This is a genomic window from Pseudomonas fluorescens (assembly GCF_902498065.1).
Classification (GTDB): domain Bacteria; phylum Pseudomonadota; class Gammaproteobacteria; order Pseudomonadales; family Pseudomonadaceae; genus Aquipseudomonas; species Aquipseudomonas fluorescens_BJ.
The window spans coordinates 99885-124346 of the sequence record NZ_CABVIR010000006.1 but is presented as its reverse complement, the minus strand read 5'-3'; the positions used below and the strand labels follow the sequence as shown (position 1 = coordinate 124346).

General features: G+C 51.9%; 23 protein-coding genes and 1 pseudogene. 14 read left to right on the top strand and 10 right to left on the bottom strand.

What is annotated here, in order from left to right:
* Window positions 1-219: 219 nt before the first annotated feature.
* The 5 genes from F8N43_RS20800 to F8N43_RS20780 all read left to right on the top strand — a co-directional run bounded on the left by F8N43_RS20800 (window position 220) and on the right by F8N43_RS20780 (window position 7396).
* Window positions 220-2031: a glucan biosynthesis protein G gene (locus tag F8N43_RS20800; RefSeq protein WP_150631773.1), complete on the top strand. Its 1812-nt coding sequence runs from the start codon at window positions 220-222 to the stop codon at window positions 2029-2031.
* Window positions 2024-4594, top strand: a complete 2571-nt coding sequence (mdoH, locus tag F8N43_RS20795) for a glucans biosynthesis glucosyltransferase MdoH (RefSeq protein ID WP_150631772.1) — start codon at window positions 2024-2026, stop codon at window positions 4592-4594. The genes F8N43_RS20800 and mdoH overlap by 8 nt, the downstream gene beginning before the upstream one ends.
* Before the next feature lie 186 nt (window positions 4595-4780).
* Window positions 4781-5578: a transporter substrate-binding domain-containing protein gene (locus tag F8N43_RS20790; protein WP_150654286.1), complete on the top strand. Its 798-nt coding sequence runs from the start codon at window positions 4781-4783 to the stop codon at window positions 5576-5578.
* 131 nt (window positions 5579-5709) lie between these two features.
* On the top strand, window positions 5710-6669 hold the full coding sequence (locus F8N43_RS20785) for an amino acid ABC transporter permease (protein ID WP_150631770.1): 960 nt from the start codon (window positions 5710-5712) through the stop codon (window positions 6667-6669).
* Complete coding sequence (locus F8N43_RS20780) at window positions 6662-7396, top strand: amino acid ABC transporter ATP-binding protein (RefSeq protein WP_008025241.1); 735 nt, start codon at window positions 6662-6664, stop codon at window positions 7394-7396. The genes F8N43_RS20785 and F8N43_RS20780 overlap by 8 nt, the downstream gene beginning before the upstream one ends.
* Before the next feature lie 83 nt (window positions 7397-7479).
* Here F8N43_RS20780 and F8N43_RS20775 read toward each other — a convergent pair whose 3' ends face one another.
* On the bottom strand, window positions 7480-8571 hold the full coding sequence (locus tag F8N43_RS20775) for an RHS repeat-associated core domain-containing protein (RefSeq protein ID WP_150631769.1): 1092 nt from the start codon (window positions 8569-8571) through the stop codon (window positions 7480-7482).
* Window positions 8572-9148: 577 nt separating this feature from the next.
* Between F8N43_RS20775 and F8N43_RS20770 the strand changes: the two genes are divergently transcribed.
* The 4 genes from F8N43_RS20770 to F8N43_RS20755 all read left to right on the top strand — a co-directional run bounded on the left by F8N43_RS20770 (window position 9149) and on the right by F8N43_RS20755 (window position 12693).
* Entirely contained in the window at window positions 9149-10348 is a 1200-nt protein-coding gene (locus F8N43_RS20770; protein WP_150639717.1) for an aminotransferase class I/II-fold pyridoxal phosphate-dependent enzyme, read from the top strand.
* Window positions 10349-11299, top strand: a complete 951-nt coding sequence (locus tag F8N43_RS20765) for a 2-hydroxyacid dehydrogenase (RefSeq protein WP_150654285.1) — start codon at window positions 10349-10351, stop codon at window positions 11297-11299.
* 105 nt (window positions 11300-11404) lie between these two features.
* A complete protein-coding gene (speD, locus tag F8N43_RS20760; RefSeq protein ID WP_150654284.1) occupies window positions 11405-11767 on the top strand; it encodes an adenosylmethionine decarboxylase in 363 nt (120 codons plus the stop codon).
* 47 nt (window positions 11768-11814) lie between these two features.
* Complete coding sequence (locus tag F8N43_RS20755) at window positions 11815-12693, top strand: spermidine synthase (RefSeq protein ID WP_150654283.1); 879 nt, start codon at window positions 11815-11817, stop codon at window positions 12691-12693.
* Between the two features lie 193 nt (window positions 12694-12886).
* Here the strand turns inward: F8N43_RS20755 and F8N43_RS20750 are convergent, their stop codons facing one another.
* Window positions 12887-13324 carry a VOC family protein gene (locus tag F8N43_RS20750; RefSeq protein WP_150639726.1) on the bottom strand — a complete coding sequence of 146 codons (438 nt, stop codon included), beginning with the start codon at window positions 13322-13324 and terminating at the stop codon, window positions 12887-12889.
* Between the two features lie 406 nt (window positions 13325-13730).
* Between F8N43_RS20750 and F8N43_RS20745 the strand changes: the two genes are divergently transcribed.
* The 5 genes from F8N43_RS20745 (at window position 13731) to F8N43_RS20725 (ending at window position 19268) form a co-directional block, all read left to right on the top strand.
* Window positions 13731-15143, top strand: coding sequence for a phenylacetate--CoA ligase family protein (locus tag F8N43_RS20745; RefSeq protein ID WP_150654282.1), 1413 nt, complete (start codon window positions 13731-13733; stop codon window positions 15141-15143).
* The gene (locus F8N43_RS20740; RefSeq protein WP_150654281.1) at window positions 15144-16610 is read left to right on the top strand and encodes an ATP-binding cassette domain-containing protein; all 1467 of its coding nucleotides are present in this window, start codon (window positions 15144-15146) and stop codon (window positions 16608-16610) included.
* 79 nt (window positions 16611-16689) lie between these two features.
* Window positions 16690-17712, top strand: coding sequence for an ATP-binding cassette domain-containing protein (locus F8N43_RS20735; RefSeq protein WP_150634755.1), 1023 nt, complete (start codon window positions 16690-16692; stop codon window positions 17710-17712).
* Complete coding sequence (locus F8N43_RS20730; protein ID WP_150639712.1) at window positions 17712-18497, top strand: ABC-2 family transporter protein; 786 nt, start codon at window positions 17712-17714, stop codon at window positions 18495-18497. The genes F8N43_RS20735 and F8N43_RS20730 overlap by 1 nt, the downstream gene beginning before the upstream one ends.
* The gene (locus F8N43_RS20725) at window positions 18498-19268 is read left to right on the top strand and encodes an ABC-2 family transporter protein (protein ID WP_150634753.1); all 771 of its coding nucleotides are present in this window, start codon (window positions 18498-18500) and stop codon (window positions 19266-19268) included. It abuts the gene before it with no gap.
* 105 nt (window positions 19269-19373) lie between these two features.
* Here F8N43_RS20725 and F8N43_RS29995 read toward each other — a convergent pair whose 3' ends face one another.
* The 8 genes and pseudogenes from F8N43_RS29995 to hisI form a co-directional block, all read right to left on the bottom strand.
* Complete coding sequence (locus F8N43_RS29995; protein WP_412071094.1) at window positions 19374-20087, bottom strand: methyl-accepting chemotaxis protein; 714 nt, start codon at window positions 20085-20087, stop codon at window positions 19374-19376.
* 144 nt (window positions 20088-20231) lie between these two features.
* Window positions 20232-21290 (bottom strand): annotated as a pseudogene (locus F8N43_RS29990) (methyl-accepting chemotaxis protein); the annotation flags it as partial.
* A gap of 132 nt (window positions 21291-21422) precedes the next feature.
* Complete coding sequence (locus tag F8N43_RS20715) at window positions 21423-22130, bottom strand: 16S rRNA (uracil(1498)-N(3))-methyltransferase (protein ID WP_150634751.1); 708 nt, start codon at window positions 22128-22130, stop codon at window positions 21423-21425.
* Window positions 22127-22921 (bottom strand): twin-arginine translocase subunit TatC, encoded by a 795-nt coding sequence (gene tatC / locus F8N43_RS20710; RefSeq protein ID WP_008025235.1) that lies wholly within the window; start codon window positions 22919-22921, stop codon window positions 22127-22129. The genes F8N43_RS20715 and tatC overlap by 4 nt, the downstream gene beginning before the upstream one ends.
* Window positions 22918-23376: a Sec-independent protein translocase protein TatB gene (tatB, locus tag F8N43_RS20705; protein WP_150634813.1), complete on the bottom strand. Its 459-nt coding sequence runs from the start codon at window positions 23374-23376 to the stop codon at window positions 22918-22920. The genes tatC and tatB overlap by 4 nt, the downstream gene beginning before the upstream one ends.
* A 10-nt stretch (window positions 23377-23386) precedes the next feature.
* A complete protein-coding gene (locus F8N43_RS20700; protein ID WP_150634812.1) occupies window positions 23387-23665 on the bottom strand; it encodes a twin-arginine translocase TatA/TatE family subunit in 279 nt (92 codons plus the stop codon).
* A gap of 26 nt (window positions 23666-23691) precedes the next feature.
* On the bottom strand, window positions 23692-24024 hold the full coding sequence (locus F8N43_RS20695) for a phosphoribosyl-ATP diphosphatase (RefSeq protein WP_150634811.1): 333 nt from the start codon (window positions 24022-24024) through the stop codon (window positions 23692-23694).
* Complete coding sequence (gene hisI, locus F8N43_RS20690; protein WP_007899278.1) at window positions 24017-24418, bottom strand: phosphoribosyl-AMP cyclohydrolase; 402 nt, start codon at window positions 24416-24418, stop codon at window positions 24017-24019. Before hisI ends, F8N43_RS20695 begins: the two co-directional genes overlap by 8 nt.
* Window positions 24419-24462 lie beyond the last annotated feature (44 nt).

Below are 24462 nucleotides of genomic sequence, written 5' to 3'. Positions count from 1 at the left end.
TAATCGCGCGCTACGGGGATCAGCGTTCGTTGGTCCGTTTTGACTTAGGTAGAGACTTGTCCTGGACCTGTTGGGGAATCATTTGGCCCCATAGGAGTCGGAACAATGCTCGCCAACTTGGCAAGAGTGGTTTGTAGGGGCGGGTTTTTCATGCCGTCTACCTCACAGGCCCTTTAACTGGCCGTTGGTTTTTTGATCTGTTTTCGGCGAGGGTTGCTCGTGATTGTTAGTCCCTGTATTGCACCAAAATTGTCTGCCAAACGGCTACGAAGCGCTCTGGTAGCGGGCTCTGCCCTGCTTTGCCTGCTCAGCGCCGGCCAGCTTTGGGCATTCAGTCTGGATGATGTGTCGGCCAAGGCAAAAGAGCTGGCCGGGCAGAAATACGAAGCCCCGCGCAGTAACTTGCCGAACGAATTCCGCGAGATGAAATTCGCGGACTATCAAAAAATTCGTTTCCTGACCGAAAAAGCCGAATGGGCCGATCAGAAAACCCCGTTCAAGCTTTCGTTCTATCACCAGGGTATGCATTTCGATACGCCGGTGAAAATCAACGAAATCACGGCCAACACCGTCGAAGAGATCAAGTACGACCCGACGCGCTTCGATTTCGGCGACCTGAAATTCGATCCTAAAGCCACTGAGCAACTGGGTTATGCCGGTTTCCGTGTGCTGTACCCGATCAACAAGGCCGACAAGCAAGACGAAATCATGACCATGCTCGGCGCGAGTTACTTCCGCGTTGTCGGCAAGGGGCACACGTATGGCTTGTCCGCTCGCGGCATGGCGATCGATACCGCGTTGCCGTCCGGCGAAGAATTCCCGCGTTTCCGTGAGTTCTGGATTCAACAGCCGAAGCCGGGCGACAAGCACCTGGTGATCTTCGCGCTGCTGGATTCGCCACGCGCCACCGGTGCCTATCGCCTGACCCTGCGTCCGGGCAGCGACACCGTTGTCGACGTCAAGGCTCAGATGTTCCTGCGTGACAAGGTCACCAAGCTTGGCGTTGCGCCGCTGACCAGCATGTTCCTGTTCGGCGCCAACCAGCCTTCCAAAGTGCTGAACTACCGCCGCGAATTGCACGACTCCAGCGGCCTGTCGATCCATGCAGGCAACGGCGAGTGGATCTGGCGCCCGCTGAACAACCCGAAACACCTGGCTGTGAGCAACTTCTCGATCGAGAACCCGCGCGGTTTCGGCTTGCTGCAACGTGGCCGTGACTTCAGCCACTACGAAGACCTCGACGACCGCTACGACAAGCGCCCAAGTGCCTGGATCGAGCCTAAAGGCGATTGGGGCAAGGGTTCTGTCGACCTGGTCGAAATTCCGACTGCCGACGAAACCAACGACAACATCGTTGCCTTCTGGAGCCCGGAAAAGCTGCCTGAGCCTGGTCAGCCGCTGGAATTCGGCTACCGCATGCACTGGACCATGGACGAAGCGTCGATTCACGCACCGGACAGCGCCTGGGTCAAACAGACCTTGCGCTCCACCGGCGACGTCAAACAGTCCAACCTGATTCGTCAGCCGGACGGCAGCGTTGCCTATCTGGTGGACTTCGAAGGCCCGTCCCTGGCGGCATTGCCGTCCGATGCGGACGTTCGCAGCCAGGTCAGCGTTGGCGACAATGCCGAACTGGTCGAAAACAGCGTGCGCTACAACCCTGAAACCAAGGGCTGGCGCCTGACCCTGCGCATGAAGATCAAGGACCCGAGCAAAGCCACCGAGATGCGTGCTGCGCTGGTCCAGAACATTCTGCCTGCCGACCTGGCCAAGTCATCCGTGCCAGCGTCCAGCAATGCTGTGGCCAAGGCCGACAAGGTTGCCGCCAGACAACAAGAAAAAGCAGACAAGGAAGCCAAGCAAGCCGAAGCCAAGCAGGCCGAAGCCAAACCGGTCGCAGATGCCAAGGAGGCCAACAAAGACGCCAAGCAGCCTGCTGCTGCGGACGCGGCCCTAGCCACACCGGAATCGGCCGCGACTGAAGAAGTCCTGACCGAGACCTGGAGCTACCAGTTGCCTGCCGATGAGTAATTCTCAAGTACAGCCAGAGACGCTTGCCGAGTATCTGGCGCATTTACCGATGACCGACGAGCAGCGCGCGGAACTCGCAGGCTGCCAGTCCTTCAGCGAGCTGCACCAGCGCCTGTCGTCCTCGACGTTCGACGCACCGACCGAGGCTGCTCAAGCCTCGGTGGGCCGTCGTTTGACCCTGAACTCCGCTGAAGAGCTGGAAGACGCGGAAATGCTGGTGCTCGACGCCAGTGGTCGGGTTTGCCTCAAGGCCACTCCGCCGATCCGCCGGACCAAAGTCGTGCCGGAGCCGTGGCGCACCAACATTCTGGTGCGTGGCTGGCGGCGTCTGACCGGTCGCACCAATCCGCCGGCCCCGCCGAAAGACGAGAACGTGCTGCCGGCGGCTCGCTGGCGCACCGTAGGTTCGATCCGCCGTTACATCCTGCTGGTACTGATGCTCGGTCAGACCATCGTTGCCGGCTGGTACATGAAAGGCATCATGCCGTACCAGGGCTGGTCGTTCGTCGACCTGAACGAAGTTCTGCATCAACCGATCCTGCAGACCGTCACGCAAGTGCTGCCGTATGCGTTGCAAACCAGCATCCTGATTCTGTTCGGGATCCTGTTCTGCTGGGTGTCGGCCGGGTTCTGGACGGCACTGATGGGCTTCCTTGAGTTGCTCACCGGTCACGACAAATACCGCATCTCCGGTAAAAGTGCCGGCAACGAGCCGATCGCCAAGGATGCGCGCACCGCACTGGTGATGCCGATCTGCAACGAAGACGTACCGCGGGTGTTTGCCGGTTTGCGCGCGACGTTCGAGTCGGTGGCGGCCACGGGTGACCTGGATCGCTTCGACTTTTTCGTCCTCAGCGACAGTAACGATGCCGATATCTGCGTTGCCGAGCAGCAGGCCTGGCTGGATGTCTGCCGCGAAGCCGGTGGCTTCGGCAAGATTTTCTATCGCCGCCGTCGACGTCGGGTCAAACGCAAAAGCGGCAACCTTGACGACTTTTGCCGTCGTTGGGGCGGTGACTACAAGTACATGGTCGTGCTCGATGCTGACTCGGTGATGAGCGGCGAGTGCCTGACCAGTCTGGTGCGCTTGATGGAAGCCACGCCGGACGCCGGGATCATCCAGACCGCGCCGCGTGCGTCGGGCATGGACACGCTGTATGCGCGCATGCAGCAGTTCGCGACCCGTGTGTACGGTCCGCTGTTCACCGCCGGTCTGCACTTCTGGCAGTTGGGCGAATCCCACTACTGGGGCCACAACGCAATCATCCGCATGAAACCGTTCATCGAGCACTGCGCCTTGGCGCCGTTGCCCGGTAAAGGCGCGTTCGCCGGTGCGATTCTGTCCCACGACTTCGTCGAAGCCGCGCTGATGCGCCGTGCCGGTTGGGGCGTGTGGATTGCCTACGACTTGCCGGGCAGCTACGAAGAATTGCCGCCGAACCTGCTGGACGAACTCAAGCGTGACCGTCGCTGGTGCCACGGCAACCTGATGAACTTCCGCCTGTTCCTGGTCAAGGGCATGCACCCGGTGCACCGTGCAGTGTTCCTGACCGGCGTGATGTCTTATTTGTCGGCGCCGTTATGGTTCTTCTTCCTCGTGCTGTCGACGGCGCTGCTGGCGGTCAACACGCTGATGGAGCCGCAGTACTTCCTTGAACCGCGCCAGCTCTATCCGCTGTGGCCACAATGGCACCCGGACAAGGCGATCGCGTTGTTCTCGACCACCATTGTGCTGCTGTTCCTGCCGAAGCTGTTGAGCATCATCCTGATCTGGGCCAAGGGTGCGAAAGAGTTCGGCGGCAAGTTCAAGGTGACCTTGTCGATGCTGCTGGAGATGTTGTTCTCCATGTTGCTGGCGCCAGTGCGGATGATTTTCCACACCCGTTTCGTGCTCGCTGCATTCCTGGGCTGGGCCGCGACCTGGAACTCGCCGCAACGTGACGACGACTCCACGCCGTGGAGCGAAGCGGTCAAGCGCCACGGTCCGCAAACCCTGCTGGGCTTCTTCTGGGCCCTTTTGGTGATTTGGCTGAACCCGAGCTTCCTCTGGTGGCTGGTGCCGATCGTCGGTTCGTTGATGCTGTCGATCCCGGTTTCCGTGATCTCCAGCCGTGTCGGCCTGGGCCTGAAGTCCCGTGACGAGAGCCTGTTCCTGATCCCTGAGGAATACAATCCGCCGCAGGCGCTGCTGGCAACTGACCAGTACACCCATGAAAACCGCTATCACGCACTGAAAGACGGCTTCATCCGGTCGGTGGTCGATCCACAGCAGAACGCCCTGGCATGCTCGCTGGCGACGTCGCGTCACGGTCAGGCCGAGCCCATCGAGTGGCTGCGGATCGAGCGGGTTCGCCATGCATTGAAAGTGGGGCCTGACGGTCTGACCAACAATGAGCGTGTGCAACTGCTGAGCGATCCGGTGGCACTCGCTCGTTTGCATGAGCAGGTCTGGGGTGAAGGTCATCCCGAATGGCTGGAAGCCTGGCGCAAATCGGTGAAATCCGATCCCCATGCGCCATTGCTGCCGCTCAAGCCACTGAGCGCGCAACCGCAGTTGGCATAACTAAAGAACCCCGCGAAAGCGGGGTTTTTTTATCTCATCGTAGCCAAACACTTGTGCAAACGAGCGAGTGCGTTAGCATCCGTCCCCGAATTGGTGCGCCCGGATAATTTTTGTCCGTATCGATGCGTCCCTGAGGGGAGCCGCCGTTTGCGCGCCTCATAACGCAATGGGTTTGGGGACATGATGATGAAGAAGTATCTCTCGATGCTGCTGGTCGGCGTCACGACATTGGTTGCAGTCAGTACGGCGCAGGCCGGTGCCATCGATGACGCGGTCAAGCGCGGCACGCTGAAAGTCGGCATGGACCCGACCTACATGCCGTTTGAAATGACCAACAAGCGCGGTGAGATCATCGGCTTCGAAGTCGACATCCTCAAAGCCATGACCAAGGCCATGGGCGTCAAACTGGAGCTGGTATCCACCGGTTACGACGGCATTATCCCGGCCCTGCTCACCGACAAGTTCGACATGATCGGCAGCGGCATGACCCTGACCCAGGAACGCAACCTGCGCCTGAACTTCAGCGAACCGTTCATTGTGGTCGGCCAGACCCTGCTGATTCGCAAGGAGCTGGAAGGCACCATCAAGTCCTACAAAGACCTGAACACCGCTGACTACCGCATCACCTCCAAGCTCGGCACCACCGGCGAGATGGTTGCCAAAAAGCTGATCTCCAAAGCCAAGTACCACGGCTACGACAACGAGCAGGAAGCCGTGCTCGACGTGGTCAACGGCAAGGCCGACGCCTTCATCTACGACGCGCCATACAACGTCGTGGCAGTGAACAAGGTCGGCAACGGCAAACTGGTGTTCCTCGACAAGCCGTTCACCTACGAACCGCTGGCCTTTGGTCTGAAGAAAGGTGACTACGACAGCATCAACTTCATCAACAACTTCCTGCACCAGATCCACGAAGACGGCACCTACGATCGCATCCATGACAAGTGGTTCAAAGACACCGCTTGGCAGAAGGATATGGAATAAGCGTCGGTCAGACTGACCGTGCCGCGCCCATCGCCAGCAGGCTAGCTCCCACACTGAAATGCGTTTCCCCTGTGGGAGCCAGCCTGCTGGCGATGACGGCCTTCAAGGCAACACACATTCCGGAACCCGCAATGAAGCAGAAAAAAGCCCAATGGCCCTGGCACGCGTTGACCGTGCTGGTGCTGATCGGCCTGGCCGGCGCGTTGTATTACGCCACCTCGCTGATGTCTTACGAATGGCGCTGGAACCGCGTGCCGCAGTACTTCGCGTACCACGCTGAAGAATCCCAGCGCGCCGCCGACATTTCGACTGTCAGCGAGCTGGTGCGCAAAGGCGACAAGGCTGAAGTTACTTTGCGCAACGACGCGGGTGACGAGCAACGCGTGACCGTCGACGACAACAGCCTGCAAGTCGCCCAAGGCGATGATGTGGCTGAAGGCGACGTGATCGGTGTGACTCGTCATTGGGCTGCCGGACCGCTGATGTGGGGTCTTTGGACCACCTTGTGGCTGTCCGTGGTGTCGGGCGTACTCGGCCTGCTGATCGGCCTCGCTACGGGTTTGTGCCGTTTGTCGAACAACCCGACCCTGCGCGACCTCTCGACGATATACGTCGAATTGGTGCGCGGTACGCCGTTGCTGGTGCAGATTTTCATTTTCTACTTCTTCATCGGCACCGTGATGAACCTGTCCCGGGAGTTCGCCGGGATCGCCGCACTGTCGCTGTTCACGGGCGCCTATGTGGCGGAAATCATCCGCTCCGGCGTGCAGTCGATCGCCCGTGGCCAAAACGAAGCGGCGCGCTCCCTGGGTTTGAGCGCCGGTCAGTCGATGCGCCACGTGGTGTTGCCGCAAGCGCTCAAACGCGTACTGCCGCCGCTCGCCGGGCAATTCATCAGCCTGGTCAAAGACACCTCGCTGGTGTCGGTGATCGCGATTACCGAACTGCTGAAAAGTGGTCGCGAAGTCATCACCACCTCGTTTTCGCCATTCGAAATCCTGTTCTGCGTGGCCGGCCTATATTTGTTGATCAACCTGCCGCTGTCGAAAATCGCCAGCCGGCTTGAGCGGAGGCTCGCGCAAAGTGATTGAAGTCCGCGATCTGGTAAAAGTCTTCGACACCCGCGGCCATGTGGTGCGCGCGGTGGATAACGTCTCCACCCAGGTGGCAAAGGGTGAAGTGTTGGTCGTGATCGGTCCGTCCGGCTCCGGAAAGTCGACCTTCCTGCGCTGCCTCAATGGCCTGGAAGAGTTTGACTCGGGCTCGGTGAGCATCGATGGGCTGCAACTGGCCGACCCGAAAACCGACGTAAACGCCTACCGCCGCGAAGTCGGCATGGTGTTCCAGCATTTCAACCTGTTCCCGCACATGACAGTGCTGGAAAACCTCTGCCTCGCCCAGAAAGTCGTGCGCAAACGTGGCAAGAAGGAGCGTGAAGCCAAGGCCTTGGCGTTGCTGGAAAAGGTTGGCATTGCACAGAAGGCCAACGAGTTTCCGTCACGCCTGTCCGGTGGTCAGCAACAGCGCGTGGCGATTGCACGGGCATTGGCGATGGAACCCAAGGTCATGTTGTTCGACGAACCGACTTCGGCGCTTGATCCGGAAATGGTCGGTGAAGTGCTGGATGTGATGAAGACATTGGCCGTGGAAGGCATGACCATGGTCTGCGTGACCCACGAGATGGGCTTTGCGCGGGAAGTGGCGGATCGAGTGCTGTTCTTCGATCACGGCAAATTGCTGGAAGACGCCTCGCCCGCCGAGTTCTTCGATGCGCCGAAGGATCCGCGGGCGCAGGCGTTCTTGCGACAGGTGCTGTAAGACCCCCGTTGTATTCGTGATCTTGGGTTGGAGAAAGGACTCTCATTACGCTGAGACGTGATTGTGTACGCCCACTAAGCGTTTCAGCGGCTATTTCTCCGGATTAGGGTGGAGTCTTGCACCACACTCCGCTCACGTCTGAAATCTCCCCGATCAAATCCTATCTTCAGATCGAATTTCTGCAGGTTTGAGGTTCGTGGAGGAGGTTCGAAAACAGTAGGTACTACAACATCCTGACTGGACCTGGCAGAAACTGTCGGAGGGTTACTGGCATTACCACCAAAGCCAGGACGCATATTGGGGAGTGAGTTTGATCGATTCCGGGGCACGATTGATTTTGGAATTGGAGGTAGTTGAGCTCGTTTGTTGAGCAGTAAACCGAAGCCACTTAAAAAACCAACCGCCGCCATTGTCACCAAAGCTATCAAGAGGGGGTCATTGACCGGTGAATCAGGATGATGCTCCTCCACCCGGTTCAACACCAAATAAGTCACCGACCCAGCGAAAGCGCTGACCGCTACCCCCGCCTTGGCGGCAAGCTTGAATTGGGGGCGAGCGACGAACGGAATCTTACGTGCCAGCGTTCTGGGGACAATAAATGGAAGTACATAGCCTCCGACAAAATCCATGGCCCCATTCGCGAACCATAGTAATCCGTGCGCGATTCTCCCCGTGGGATCCGTACGATTAATAGGATCTCCCAGACAATACGCATAGCTATTCAACCCGCCTTTCCCAAAAGGGCTCAATCTGTCGGGACTGTTGAAGTGCATGAGTAACGGATTGAAGGCTCGGTGCCCATTCCCCAGTATGTAATGTTCGGTTAACGAGTCGGGACGTTCGCCATTGAATCCCAGAAGGCTGGGGCACTCACCTTCAACCGCACGGTGACCATAAGGCGTATAGGCCGATTGACTGTCGGTAGTACGCAGGACCGAGCGCTGCATATCAGTCATCACCAACGACGCATGCCGGGCACCCCCGGTTTCCAGTTCTGCCAGCAATACATCCTGGTATTGAAAAATCTGTCTCTGCGCCGCGCCTCGAGTTTCCGTAACGACTCGGTCTTTCAGATAGAAGCGATCCAGCCTGTCCTGCCCGGCCGGCTGACGACTGACCAAGCGATCAAGAGCATCGTAGTGGTAGGAAACCAGTGAAACAGCAGCGCGATCCATTGATGATTCTCGAACGTCAGAGCGTGGGTTCAGACTCTACTCCTTCGAAAATTATTGCTACTAGCAGAACTGATAGTCCGGGTCATACCACATGCATTCTGTGGTGGCCTTTTTCGGCTTTGGCTGCCCGCGAGCGCGTAGAAATTTGCTTGATAAAACGGAGGTGGCCAAATTTAGAGGGGGGTAGTAGTCGATGATGACTAATTCTGCTGAAAAACCTCATGCAAATTGTTTCGCAGAAAACGCAACACAATGCGTCGGAGGTGAAGTGGGTGCGACCAATCTCGAAACTAATTCAATGCGCCTGATCCGCTATATGTCCTGGATAAGTGGTCTTTTGAAAAGTAGCGTGACAATAAGCCACTTGAAACCAGTTTGATGGTTTGCGTGGCTCTATGAAAAGGGTAGTGTCGAAACAACTAATTACGTTTGAGTGGTTTAGTTAAAGTGTTTTGGAAATATTTAGTCAGGCTTAACTGACTGGCATCAACTTTACAGACTGTTTTTTGATTATTAGGATTCAAGGGGTGGATCTGGTTAACTATTTTATAAATGCGAACTGTCTGGTGAGGCCGAAATGCCAATGAAGATGTTACTTAGCCATAAAAATAACAATCTCACCGAACTTGAGGTTTTTGGCTTGTCGGCGCAATACAATCTTGCGGACGGACACAGTTATATCTCGGCGGAGAAGCACTTTAATACGGTGTTGTCTGAGTTGCCCGCTCTTTGGCGTTCGGCAATTGAAGTCCCTATTCCGGAAATGGAAAAACTATTCAAAAATAAATTTGCGGAGTACTTTGGCCTTGATGGCTTGAGGCAGCACGCGAATTTTTCGATATGTCCTACGGCCTCCAATAGCATCGACATCGTCGGCGCGTGGGCGCGATCGATGAACTATAAAGTTGGGCTTGTCGAGCCCACGTTTGATAACCTTGCGCAATTACTCCGACGCAGGGAAGTCGAAATAGAAGCTATTCCTGAGGTTGCATTTACTGATCTGGGCATATTAGACGGACTTATTCAGGATAAAAAGCTAGACGTGTTATTTATGGTCAACCCAAATAACCCAACAGGATTTGTTGTTGATGCTGTGATGATGAGGAATGTCGTTGAACTGTGCCACCATCATAATCTGGTTTTGGTGCTCGATACTTCCTTCAGGTTTTGCCACCAGAGCCAAATCGATGAGTACGAATTACTCATTGATCGGGGATTGTCATTTATAATTTTGGAAGATACAGGTAAGCAATGGCCAACATTAGACGCTAAGGCTAGCATTCTTTCCTATAGCGAAGACTTGCAGCATGCCATTCGAGCCATCTATGAGGAGCTTTACCTGTGCTGTTCAAATTTTTCGTTGAGAGTAATTATCGAATTCATTGATGCCACCTTGAAAAAGGGTGGTCTCCCTTACATACATTCGATTATTGAAAAAAATATTGAAATCGCTCGGTCAGAACTGAGCGGCACTCTAGTTGATATTGAATCATTGCACCCAGACTCTATCATGGCGGTAATGTGGCTTAACATCGAGAGAACCGGGCTCTCCGATCTTGAGTTGACCGAATATCTTGCCAGTTATGGTGTGGCAGTTCTGCCTGGGAGATATTTTTATTGGGGGAGTCATTATACAGCGGGACATAATCGTATAAGAATCGCTTTAATGAAACCCGACGAACAATTCGCATTTTCGATTTCGCGTCTGAAACAGGCGCTGACAGAGCTTCAGAGATTAATCTTTACAAGAAATAGAGATGTAATGGAGATCCTATAAATGCGCAAGCTTCTCGTCACAGGCGATTTTGACATTGGCGAAGGCGTATTCCCCGATAGTGTCGAACTCCTCCATATACGATGCCCTGTCGATGAACAGCAAATAATGGATATATTGCCTGGGGTTCATGACTACATCCTCGGTGGCCCTGAGTATTTATCCGCTCGACTGATTGACATCGCTACCAAGTTAGAGCACGTCGTGGTGATGGGGACAGGAACCAGCAGTTTCGTGGACGTTGAATACGCGAAAAAAAAGGGTATCCGATTAAGTAATACACCCTATATGAACGCTCATGCTGTTACAGAGTTTACGCTGGCGATGATCACTGTCAGTTTGGCAAGAATATTTGAAAGCATCGAGGGTGTAAAAGAGGGCTCCCGGTGGCTTCAAACGCCGAGACGCTCATTATCGAGCTTGGGCATTGGTTTTGTGGGCATGGGTGCTATTGGTACTGAAATAGCACAGCAACTGCAAAAGAGAGGTTGCAAGGACTTACACTATTGGTCTCGAACTCGGAAGCTCGAACTTGAAGCCTCGTTAAATTTAAAATATAGCTCTTTGATTAGAATGGTAGCTGAAGTCGATATCCTGTGTGTTCACATTGCGGGTGGCTCCGAAACGCGTCACCTTATTGATGAGGTCGTATTAAAAAGGGCAAACCCCAAGCTGATGATCTTCAATATGTCCAGTCCTGGCATTATTTGTCCGGTCGCCCTGAAGGGCTATCTCCAGAATAATACTGGCGCATCGTGTTTTATTGATGGATATTATAACGAGTGGACAGATAATAAAGGTCATTGTCATGACGTACACGGTCTGCTTTCTTTGCCGACTACAAATTTGGTAGCAACCTCTCATCTGGCAGGACAAGAGCAACAAACTGTAAAAAATATCTTTACCTGTGCATTGATTAAAATTCTTGAGTTTGCTTCTGATCACAAAAATTAAAAGATTGTTTTTTTTATCTGATCTATTTAAATAGAACTATTGATCTCCTGTACCTTTGAAAAAATATTTCGTCAATTTCTTATATGTTCAAAAAGAGAGTTTTCAATGCAGCACGTACCAGGGGCCTTTTTCGGAAATCATACCTTCGGAGAGCTTTATGATATTGCTCCGCAAAAACTAAATGATATTCGCTATTTAACCGAACTTCTGTGTGCTTCTGCTACTAAGGCTGGCGCGACCGTTTGTGGAACTGTATCCAAACAGTTCGAGCCCCAGGGCGTTACAGTTTTGGTCTTGTTGGAAGAGTCCCATGCGTCATTTCATACCTATCCGGAAATCGGCGCGCTATTTTTTGATATGTTCACCTGCGGTGACAACTGCAATTCAAGTGATGCGTTTGAGTTCATATGCTCCGCGTTGGATTGTTCGAAGCATGAGATAAAAACCGTGAAAAGAGGTTTTCAGTAATTGAAAATTTACCTGGCAGGTAATTTGTTGTGAGGAGAATAGCGAGAGTGAGCAAGATTCCAGAATCCATGATATTACAAGAACCTATTTCGGAAGGTATCAGCCGATCGTGGGAAATTTATAAAATACACGTGCAAAGCAAAACAGAATTTCAGGATTTGTTAATCGCGGATACTGCTCACGGAACTACTTTGTTCTGCAATAATGAAAGGCAAAGCTCCGAGCTAAGTCAGTTAGCCTACCATGAAGGTCAAGTAATGCCCGCTCTTTTGAGCATGCCGAATTTGCCGAAAACAGCGTTGGTTATTGGATCTTCCGAAGGCGTAGCTGTCCAAATATTGCAAAAGGCCGGTGTAGAAAATATAACCCATGTAGACATCGATGAAGAGTGTATGGTTGCCTGTGGGAAATACTTGCCGTACGGGTACACAGTTGACGAAATAAAAAAGTATATGAGCGCCGGCAGTACTGATTCACTGAAAGTGATAATCGGAGACGGAAAAGAATATATTGAGAGCATGCTTGATAAAAATATTAATTTCGATCTTATTGTGATGGATATTCCTGATGAAGGTCCTAAAACAGAGGGGCTTTATGATGAGCTATTTTGGAACAGAGTTAAGTCGGTTCTAGCTCCTGGCGGCGCATTTATCACACAAGCTGGCAACTCATGCTTGTGGCGTTGCGACTCACTTAAAACCGCCTACGTCAGAATGAAGAAAGTATTCCATCATGTAACGTATTTCGAAGTGGATGAGCAGGATTGGGTTTGGCTGGTCGGTCATGCCGGAGAGGTTGAACTGTCCACTGAACAAATGCAGGAAAAATTAGCTTCAAGTAAATATACCCCTCGCCACATTGACGCGGTGTCACTTTCAAGATCGGTGATTGCTCCTAAGGTGATGCGAATGGATGACTGCATCTGACAGCTTTATGAGACAGCTAAAGAGAGTTGCACCTGTAATAAAGGCCAATTCTCCTTACACAGAATGATTGGAAAATCCGTCGCTCTCATTAAAAAATCTGCAATTGTACCGATTTTTGAACCCTTGCAGCATCGAGTTCAAAAATCGGTAATTAATTCAAATCTTCACTGTATCGAAATTTCTTTGTAGGGCATCAGAGTTCATCATGAACGACAGGTTTTGAGCCCAAATCCTGTGCAAATCGAAGCAGGTAACCATCCGGATCTTGTACTAGAAAATTACTCTCTCCCAAGAGCTCTTTATCCGATTTATACCAAAACGTTTCTATTGGTTTACGCAGTTCATATCCCGATTTTTTCAATGTCCTCGCCATCGTGGTTACGTCGGGACATTCGATTGATAAATTCATCCCGCGTCCGTAGGGATGTGCTAGAGGTTCTACGCGCCAAGGCGAAGTCTTAAAACGATCTTGCCCCAACATCAATTGACTACCGTGATAAGAAATAAATGCAAATCCTTCTTCAGACCTTTCATACTCGACGCGGAAGCCAATCACCTTACAATAAAATTTTAAACTACGTTTAATATCAGAAACGATTAATTCTGGAACGAGTTTGTTGAAGTTAACCATGTAATGTCCTTCATCCTTGAAGTTATAAATATTTTTTGTGCCGCGGAATTAATATCAACTATATTGCAAATGAAGTCCAATCCGGATTGTTGATGATGTGTTGCCATATATTGCTGCTTGCTCGCCCGTTCAGTATTGGCTTTTTTGATTAAGGCTGAAACATTAATTATTCTATTCTTTCTTTACATGTATTTTAGTTTTTTGTAAATTCATGCGATGGAGATTAAAGGAGAAATTCAATGACTGTTCGAGATTCTTTGAAGATATAAGTCAGCGTGCGGTCGTCATAAAGTTAGTGTCGGAAACACACGAAATTTTCGAAATGCATTAACTGTATCATTGATAGATACCGCATTCATGTTCGTAATTAACAAGATATCCTATTCTAAACACAGGAGGGGCTCTTATGCGCGAGTTTCGCACCGCAGAAGCAATCTTTGACTCTCAACTGCAGAACGGCAATTTGACTGCAATTAAAGATCTGGCAGAGCAGGTAATTCGGCCTAGAACCGATAACTATAATCTACAGGGCCAAACGCTGAAATTATGGGCGGAAAACATGGGGTCTATGACGGAGTTCTTACGTCAGCCACATGCTGATATAAAGCACTTTCAGTTGTCGAAAATCAAAACGCTTGTGGACAGGGCTTATAATAACGTCCCGTTTTATCGCGAATTGTATGGAGCGTGCGGTTACGAAGAAGGGGCCATCTCTTGTTTTTCTGATTTTGAACAGCTTCCCATCGTGACCAAAGCTGTTTTGAACGACTTTGAGCCTCGCATCAGGGTAAACGATCCGAAAGTCCTGGAGTTTGCCAATACGTCTCGAACATCGGGTTCAAGTGGAAAACCGTTCACAGTGTACAGTGACGATAACGACATCGTTCTCGACCATTTGCAGGTAATGCGTTTTTATAATTCATGCTTGCAGCGTCCTCTGAAAGAACAAGACTGGATTTATGTGATTCATCACTCGGGATTGGCGTTTTCATCGCTACACGGAAAATACAGAACATTTCAGTTGCCCGATCTATTGCCGAGCACGCCGTTGGGCGAGCACTTGCTTTTACTACGGCCCAGGTTGCTCATCATATTGCCGAGCTATCTGCCAATTATACTTAAACATAAGTTGGCACTGCAGATGAGTGGCGTTGAAGCTATTTTAACTAATTCCGAAAGCAGCACGCAGCTCGAGCGAACCTATTACTCAAAGGCATTGGGAATTCCTGTTTTTGACGAATACAGCTCTGAAGAAGTCGGATTGATCGCGACCCAATGCGCTCATGGTCAATATCATGTAATCGAGGATGGTGTTTATCTCGAAGTTGTGAATGCGGATGCACAAGGATTTGGTAGCGTAGTTTGTACAGATCTAGATAACGATTTGATGCCATTAATCCGGTTTGATCATGGTGATATAGCACGCAAAACCTCAGAGCGTGAGCGCTGTGGTTGTGGCAGTTGCTGTACGTCGCTTTATGAAGTCAATGGCAGGCGCGATGATGCTTTCCGAACACGTGAGCATCACCTTGTTCCTAGCGCGTCCATTCTTGCAGCGGTGGACGATATATTGGTTACACCTGACAAAACACTAAACGCCTTCCGATTAATACAAAAAAACGAGAAAACAATAGAGTTAATTACTCACTACACGGGAAGTCCTCACAAAAATATGACGGAAATCCTCGGTCAGTTAAATGACCGGCTCTCCTGCTTGTTCGGTTATACGATTACGTTATTGCATCAAGAAGTGGATATGCTGCCTGATCAGAAATCGTATAAACGCAGAAGTATCATACGAGAGTGGGAGTTGGATTAATTGTCTCTGGTAAAAATAGAAGGCGTTTCTTTGTGCTTTAATGAAAAAATGCTTTTTTCCAATCTGAATTTTTCTATAAATAGCGGAGATAAAATAGGGATTATTGGTGATAATGGTTCTGGAAAAAGTTCTTTGTTGCGCACGATTGCAAAAAGCCTGGATGAGCATGATGGAAATATCACTCACTCCAGAGGGATGCGCTGTCACTATGTGCAGCAGGGATTTCCAGAGCTGTGGAGCAAGTTAATTGCTTCTGAAATATTGGAGAGTTGCTTGTCTGAGCCTCTCGCCGAAAAGTGGAAGGCGGATTACGTATTTGAATTATGCGCATTTCCGAAAGAATATCGGTCCTTGTCTTTTGACCAGCTGAGTGGAGGCTGGAAAAAGATATTAATGATTGGCAGGGCGGTTCTTTTAGAACCGGATCTATTGTTGCTGGATGAGCCTACAAATCATTTGGATCAGATACACATCGCAAACCTGATTCGTTTGCTTGGAGACAGCGGTTTATTATCTACATACGTTGTGGTTAGTCATAATCGAGATTTTTTAGACGCGGTTACGAGAAGTACATTAATTCTTCATCATAAAAAATTCTCTTATTTCAATTTTTCTTTTACACGAGCTCGTGAATTGTTTTTAGAGCAAGAACGATCCATTGCTTGCTCTAGAACTGAAGCTATAAATGAAATTCAGCGGCTAAAGAAAAGTGCTCAATTCCAACGTCAACTTGGAGTGAACAACTATAGCGATACAGCGTTGCAAAAAGCCAAAAAAATCGAAAAAAAAATCAAAATGCTTGAAGCGGTAGTACCCGAAAAACAAGCCTTTCGCAAGAAAGAGGTTGGCTTGGATGTAGAGGAATTCCATGCCAAGAAGATCTTGCAAATTGAAAATCTTAATTTGTACTCGGGCGAAGGTCGTCTATTATTTTTCATTAAGTCCTTAGTGATAGAGAGAGGGGATCGATTAGTCATTTCTGGCGTTAATGGTTCTGGTAAAAGTACCTTACTCAAAGCCATTATTGATAATATTGATCCTGGTATCAAAATTGGGCCTTCTGTGAAGGTCGGTGTTCTGGATCAAGAACTTTCGTCACTGCCGCTTGATTCTGAAATCCTCGAATTTATTGCAACTCTATTTCAACTCGACCAACAACAAGCAATCAATAAACTAGCGTCCGCAGGTTTTTGTTTTCTGGACTCTCAAAAAACAATCGGACAAATTAGTCATGGAGAGCGCACGCGTCTTGCTTTGCTGACACTTCGCTTGAGTTGCCCAAATTTCTTGATTTTAGACGAGCCAACTAACCACTTGGATATTACTTCTCAAGAGCTGCTGGAAATTGAAATGCAGCGCCTGAATCCAGCGGCGATAATAGTTTCTCATGACACCCGATTTGTTAAACGTACGGGAAATCGATTTTTTAATATTTCGGATGGGGCCTTGATAGAACTCTTCAACTAGTTTTCAAGTTTGTCCAAATCTCTTTCCAAAGTTTAAATAATTTAATGACCAGAGATGTCGTGCTATTAAGGAACCATAAATGCCTATGGATACTCTGATTAGTTTGAAGTCCGTTTGCAAAAGCTACTACTTGGCCAGGGAGACAGAGGGTATTGCGGATTGGTGTCAGCAATTAATAAGACCAAAATATACTACATTCAAGGCTTTGGAATCGATAGATCTTACCGTCTCCAGTGGTGCGGCAGTTGGGTTTATCGGGCCTAATGGGGCGGGTAAATCCAGCTTGATCAAAATTTTGTGTGGAATACAAAAACCAAGTTCAGGCTGTGTGAGAGTTCTTGGATATGATCCCAGTCTTCGTCAAAGAGAGTTTCTGAAACAAATTGGTGTCGTGTTTGGACATAAGACATCTCTGTGGTGGGATCTCCCTGTAAAAACGAGTCTAGATACTTATAAAGAAATTTATAGTATTGCAGATGGCGACTATCGGGAGCGGCTTTATGAGTTGACTGATGCATTGAATCTTGGCCGCGTTCTTCACAAGCCTGTGCGCAATCTTAGTCTTGGTGAGCGCGTGAAGTGTGAGCTGACGTTGAATCTTTTGCATTCTCCAAAGCTAATCTTTTTAGATGAGCCAACTGTAGGCTTGGATGTCACGTCGAAGTTTGAAATACGCAAGTATCTAAACTATAAAAGAAAGCATGGTGGTCTTTCGGTGTTTCTCACGAGTCATGATTTGGGTGATATCGAATCCTGCTGTGATGATGCCGTTATCATTGATAAAGGTAAAATCCGATTTGATGGCTCTATGCGCGATTTAAGCGAGAATTTTACAGCCAATGTCAAATTGGTAGTTAGCACAAAGGATTCGACCCAAAGTGAATCAGGTCTCCTGGCTTTCAAAGGAGCTGTGGACAGGATTCAGGGCGTAAGCATTCTTAATGATGGGTTGAATCAGATCACCTATCTAGTTCCCAAGGCATCGTTGCGTTCGGTTTTCAACTTGTTTCCTGAAGGTTTATATGATTTAGAAGTATCCCCGTTAGATTTTGAGAATAACGTGGTTAATCTTTTCAAAACATGGTCTGGTGAATCCTCGTGATGAGTATTGCTTATTACAAACTTGCGCAAACCGGGTTGCTGTCGGTTTACAGGGACCGGTCTATGCTGATTACGGATTTGGTGGTCGCGACGGGTGTCCCATTCGTTATACAGTTTGCAATTTGGCGATTTGTCTATGATCAGGGTAGTGCTGGCGCATTATCGCAATATAGTCTTGAAGAGACTTATCTATATTACGTGGCTGTACTGGCGCTCAATCGTTTGAATAATGCCTACGACCTTATATCGAGAGTGTCTACCCATGTCCACGAAGGGCAGTTGGAAGGTATTTTTATTAAGCCAGTAAGCTATTTCGAATATAATCTATTTGTTTTTCTGGGAGAGAGTGCCCTGTATTATGCTCCTATATTGATTATCGCAATTTTTGTGTTGGTTTCGGGAGGAGACTGGACAGGCGTTTTGGGTTTTGTAGTTTTAAGCATGACAAATCTGTTCTTTTGTTTTTTGCTGGGCTTTTTAATGTCGCTTTCGACGTTTTGGCTTACGCGGCCCGATATGATACTTAGCTTCCAAGTGGTTCTGGCAAGCGTTATGGGAGGCACGCTATTACCTATCGCTTATTGGCCTGACTACCTTCAGCCTTTAATGAGATACAATCCGTTTCGCCTGATCATTAGTGGTCCAGCGGAGTTCTTGCTGCGTCCAAGCAGTGGCTTGCTTATCGAGCTTATATGTCTTTATATTGTTTGGTTTCTAATTATGCTAGTGGCTTGCAAAGTTATATTTAGATTTGCAACTGGCAGATATTCGGGGGCGGGGGGGTAAATGCACATAATTAATCTGTTCAAAAATGCGGTAAAAGAAGAAGCGAGATATAAGATCAATTTGTTAGGCGGAGTGCTTGCATTGCTCACGCTTTACAGCCTGCAGTTGGTTTTTTTTGACGTAATAAGCTCATTTGTACCTGCTGACGAAATCAACGGCAACTGGCTTATGATTTTTTTTATGTCATATGCATTGGGAGGCTTGCTTGTGAATTTTTTCAGCTCAGCAATCACAGGCTTCTTTCGACAACTGACGCAAGGGAAACTGGAAGCTTTGCTGGTTCGACCTATTAATTTGTTTGTCCTGATTCTGTTCCGGTGGTGTCAGGTTTACTACCTGTTAGTTGCTCTACTCTTGGTGGTTATCTGTATTTTATCGAACAAAATTGATTTCCAGCCATTTTTTTTCAGTTTGACTAATACTGTTCTGTATTTACTTGTGCTGGTGGCAGGGGTGGCGGCAAGCATTACCTTTATATTGGCTTTTAACTCGTTCTCCTTCATTACCCAGCGTGATTTGCCTATTGATTATATTCACGCGTCAATTTTTACCTTCGCATTGCTGCCTGCAACGTTTTACTCGAAAATAGTATTGTATTTTCTGGTCGCGGCTTTGCCAATGATTGTGTTTGCTTCCGTCGCATTGGACGCTCTGTATAATGGGGTGACTTTGTTTGTTTCGGTTTTTCTACTTGTAGTGAGCGTTACATCATTTTTTGTTATTAAAATTGTTTATGCTCTGTTCAATCGATTCGACAGTATTGGAGGCTGAATCGGCATACTAAATTCGGAATGTGCCGATAGTTGATAGTTTCGAAAAGAATTCAACTGTCGGCACTTCATCCGGGTATTGATCTTGTGTCAGTTGCTTGCTCCTTCAGATTCTGAATTTGCCCACCAGCATCTGCAAATGCGTCCCCAACCGCGCCAGCTCAACGCTGGAGGCCGCGGTCTCTTCACTCGCCGCCGAGGTCTGTTCAGACACGTCGCGTACGTTCAGCACGCTCCGGTTGATCTCTTCAGCCACCGCACTTTGCTGCTCGGCCGCCGCGGCGATCTGTTGGTTCATTGACTGAATCGCCGACACGGTGCGTGTGATGCTTTCCAGTGAGCCACCGGCACGGCGGGTCAGTTCGACGCTGCTGTCAGTCAGGGTGCGGCTGTTGTCCATGATGGTCGCGACTTGCTGGGTGCCACTTTGCAGGCCGACGATCAGCTCTTCAATTTCTTCGGTGGACTTCTGTGTGCGCTGAGCCAGGCTGCGGACCTCGTCGGCGACCACCGCAAAACCACGTCCGGCTTCGCCTGCGCGGGCGGCTTCAATGGCTGCGTTGAGCGCCAGCAGGTTGGTTTGCTGGGCGACGGATTTGATCACGTCTAGCACGCTGCCGATCTTGTCGCTTTCGCGTTTGAGATGACCCATGGCTTCGGTGGAGTTGCCGACTTCCTTGGCCAGGCGTTCGATTTGAGCGATGGCTTCGCCGACCACCTTGTCGCCTTCGCGTGCCTGCTGATCGGCGGCGAGCGCGGCTTCGGAGGCTTCTTCGGCGTTGCGCGCGACTTCCTGCACGGTGGCGGTCATTTCGTTCATCGCAGTCGCCACCTGATCGGTCTCGACCTTTTGGCTGTTGACCCCGGCGCTGGTCTGTTCGGTGACTGCGGACAGTTCTTCAGCGGCGCTGGCGATCTGTCTGACGCCATCGCTGATGCCGCCGATCAACTCGCGCAGGCCCAGGGTCATGCTTTGTATCGCGCGCTGGAGCTGGCCGAGTTCGTCCTGGCGCTCGGAAACGAGGTTCTGGGTCAGGTCGCCGGCGGCGATGCGCTCGGCCACTTTCAGCGTCTGACTCAGCGGAATGACGATCTGCCGGGTGATAGCCCACGCCGCAAAAAGACCGAAGACCAATGCGAGGGCGCTGGCCAGCAACAGCATGTTCTTGGCGCGCGTGGCGTCGGTGTCGCGCACGATAGTTTGCGAGGCGGTGAGCTTTTTGCTGACGTCGATCAGGATGTTGCCTTGAGCGGCCATGCGTTTCAACGCGGCGGCGCTGGCGACCTGAGAGTCACGGAACTGGCTGACGGCGGCACGGTAGGCTTTGAGCGATTCGCTGGCCTGTTGCAGATTGGCAGTGTGCTGTTGCGGCAGTTTTGACGGAAGGCTGTCGAGGCTGTTCAGGGCATTGGCAATGGCATCCAGCGCCGGTTGTTCGGCGTCGGCCTTGCCGCTGTAGGTGTATCCGCGAACCTGATAGCGGGCTTGTTGAAGCAATTTACTGACCTCAACCACAGCGTTGAAATCGGCGACGCTGTCGCCCTGCTGCATGGATTTTTCGACTTCAGTCACGCGTGCGACGGCGTTATCGGCGTTGGCGCCGAGTTTGCTGCGAGCATCTTCGCGGTTAGCGCCGGCCTGGGTCATGGCGGCGAAGGCTTGTTTGTACTCGCTGACCGCGGCCAGTTGCTGGTCGACCATGGCTGCATCGGCAGGTTGCTCGATCAGTGTGCGTGCAGTTTTCAGCCCGGTGTCGAGTTGACCGAGCAGGTCGTTGACGGCGCCCGGGCCCTGTTCGCCACGGCGCATTTCGTAGTCCACGCGGGCCAGCCGCAAGTCTTTGGTCAAGTCGTTGAGGCTGGCAATGAACCCCAGCTTATCGCCGCGACTTACCACGTCACTCAGGCCGGTCCAGCCCGTGACGGTGATCAACAGCGTCAGCAGTAGCACCAGACCGAAGCCGACACCCAGTTTGCGATTGACGCTGACGTTCCCCAGTTTCTCGGCTAGCCATCGGTACATACTGCAACTCCCACGGACCACAAGTTGGTTTTATGGGAGGTGTATCGGCTGGTGGGCGGGAATCTGAAGGTGCGGACCGATGTACAGCGAAGCGATATCCGAAGTGAATGATGACCTGTGGGAGCGGGGTGTTTAGAACAGGCGCGAAAGCAACGCAGTGACAGCAGTTTCGACGCGCAGGATGCGCTCGCCGAGTTGCACCGGTTGCAGGCCGGACTTGGCCAGCAGATCGATTTCGTAGGGGATCCAACCGCCTTCCGGGCCGATGGCCAGGGTCACCGGTTCGTCCAGACCGCGGGGGCAGGGCGGGTAATTGCCCGGATGGCCGACCAGCCCCAGAGTGCCTTCGGCAATTGCTGGCAGTCGATCTTCGACAAACGGTTTGAAACGTTTCTCGATGACAATTTCAGGCAACACGCTGTCCCGAGCCTGTTCAAGGCCGAGGATCAGTTGCTCGCGAATCGCTTCAGGTTCGAGGAACGGCGTCTGCCAGAAGCTCTTCTCGACGCGGTAGCTGTTCACCAGGACGATCCGTGGCACACCCATGGCCGCCACGGTCTGAAACACCCGACGCAGCATTTTGGGCCGAGGCAGGGCCAGCACCAGGGTCAGCGGCAGCTTGGCTGGTGGCGGTTGGTCGAGGGTGACGCGCAGTTCGGCTTCGTCGGCGTCCAGGCGCAGCACTTCGGCCGAGCCCATCAGGCCGCCGATACGCCCGACGCGCATGCTGTCACCCACTTCACAGCGGTGGACTTCCTGCATGTGGGTCAACCGGCGATCACGCAGGATCGCCCGGTCGGCCGCGATGAAGTCGGCCTCTTCAAGCAGCAGCAGGTTCACGCTTGGGTCGCTGGCGGCTGGTCGTTGTGATCGTCAACCGGCTGGTCGTCCGGATGGTCGCCGCGCTTGCTGATCAGGCCGCCGAACAGGATGCCGATTTCAAACAACAGCCACATCGGTACAGCCAGCAGCGTCTGCGAGAAGATGTCCGGCGGCGTCAGGATCATGCCGACCACGAAGCAGCCGATGATCACGTACGGGCGGATTTTCTTCAGGTACTTGACGTCGACCACGCCGATCCACACCAGCAGCACCACGGCCACCGGGATTTCGAACGCCACGCCGAAGGCGAAGAACAGCGTCATGACGAAGTCGAGGTAGCTGCTGATGTCGGTCATCATTTCCACGCCGGCCGGGGTGGCGGCGGCGAAGAATTTGAAGATCAGCGGGAACACCAGGTAATAGGCGAATGCCATGCCGGCGTAGAACAGCATGATGCTCGATACCAGCAACGGCACCGCGATGCGCTTTTCATGCTTGTACAGACCCGGCGCGATGAAGCCCCAGATCTGATGCAGGATCACAGGAATCGCGAGGAACAGCGACACCATCATGGTCAGCTTCAACGGCGTCAGGAAAGGCGACGACACGTCGGTGGCGATCATCGTCGCACCAACTGGCAGATACTGGCGCAGCGGCGTGGAGACGAAGGTGTAGATCTGCTGGGTGAAGGCGAACAACCCGGCGAAGATGATGAAAATCGCCGCTACGCAGCGCAGCAGGCGGGTACGCAACTCGGTGAGGTGCGAAACCAGCGGCATGTGCTGGTCGTTTTCTGGGAGATCGCTCATGAGACTCGCGGCGGCAAAGTGGTGTCGTGAGGAGCCGGCGTTATCGGCGCGGCGGCAGGAGCAACGGGTTCTGCATGCGCCACAACCGGCGCCGCTTCAACCGCATCGACAGCTTTCGCGGTTTCCGTCGGTGCAGCAGGCGCGGATTCTGTTGTCGACGCATGAATCGTTTGTTCCACCACCGGCTGAACCGGTGTGGCTTCCTGCTGAGTCGGCGTGAAAATCTTCCGCGCCTCCTGCTCCAGCGACAGAATGTGCTCGTTGTGCAGTTGCCGACGAATCTCGTCGGCACCGATTTCACGTTCAACTTCCTGTTTGATCGCGTTGAAGCTGCGCTTCAGACGCCCGACCCACAGGCCGGCGGTGCGCGCAGCGCCCGGCAGACGCTCGGGACCCAGCACCAGCAGGGCCACCAGGCCGACGAGCAGCAGTTCAGAGAAGCTGATACCAAACATTAGTCAGTGCTCACACGTCTTTGCGGATCGGCTCTTCGACTTTTTGCGCCTGCACGTCGATGGTGTGCGGCTGATTCACGGACTGCGTGGTTTGTGGCTGAACAGGTGGAACCGGTTGAGCCGGGGTCACGGTTGGGTCGGCCGTTTTTTCGTCATCGTTCATGGCTTTGCGAAAGCCCTTGATCGACTCGCCGACGTCAGTGCCGAGGTTTTTCAGTTTCTTGGTGCCGAACACCAGCACGACAACAACCAGGATGACGATCCAGTGTTTCCAGTCAAAAATGCCCATGTTGCTGCTCCTCTCTAATTAGTTGTTCAGGCGGACGGGCGCGAGGCTTTCTCTACGTGTCCGGACAGACCGAAGCGACGGTCCAGTTCATCGAGTACAGCCTGTGGATGCTGACCCAGTTGGGCGAGCATGACCATGCTGTGGAACCACAAATCGGCGGTCTCGTAGATCACATCGCTGCAGTCGCCGCTGATGGCGGCGTCCTTGGCGGCAATGATGGTTTCGACCGACTCTTCGCCGACCTTTTCCAGAATCTTGTTCAAGCCCTTGTGGTAAAGGCTGGCAACGTACGAGCTGTCGGCGGCGGCGCCTTTGCGCGCTTCCAGTACCTCGGCCAGTCGGGTCAGAGTGTCACTCATGTGTGTGTCCTGCGGAATAGATGGCGTGCGGGTCTTTCAGAACCGGGTCGACGGTTTTCCAGTCGCCGTTCTCGAAGACGCGATAGAAGCAGCTCTGCCGCCCGGTATGGCAGGCAATGTCGCCGATCTGCTCGACCATCAGGATGATCACGTCGGCGTCACAGTCCAGGCGCATCTCATGCAGGGTCTGCACGTGGCCGGACTCTTCACCCTTGCGCCACAACTTGCCACGGGAACGTGACCAGTAGATGGCGCGGTTTTCGGCAGCGGTCAGTTCCAGTGCTTCTCGGTTCATCCAGGCCATCATCAGGACGCGCCCGGTCTTGTGATCCTGGGCGATTGCCGGCACCAGGCCGTCGGCGTCCCACTTGATCTCGTCCAGCCAGTTTTTCATCTTCGACTCCGACAGCGGGCTCCGCACTTCATTAGCAGAGTCCA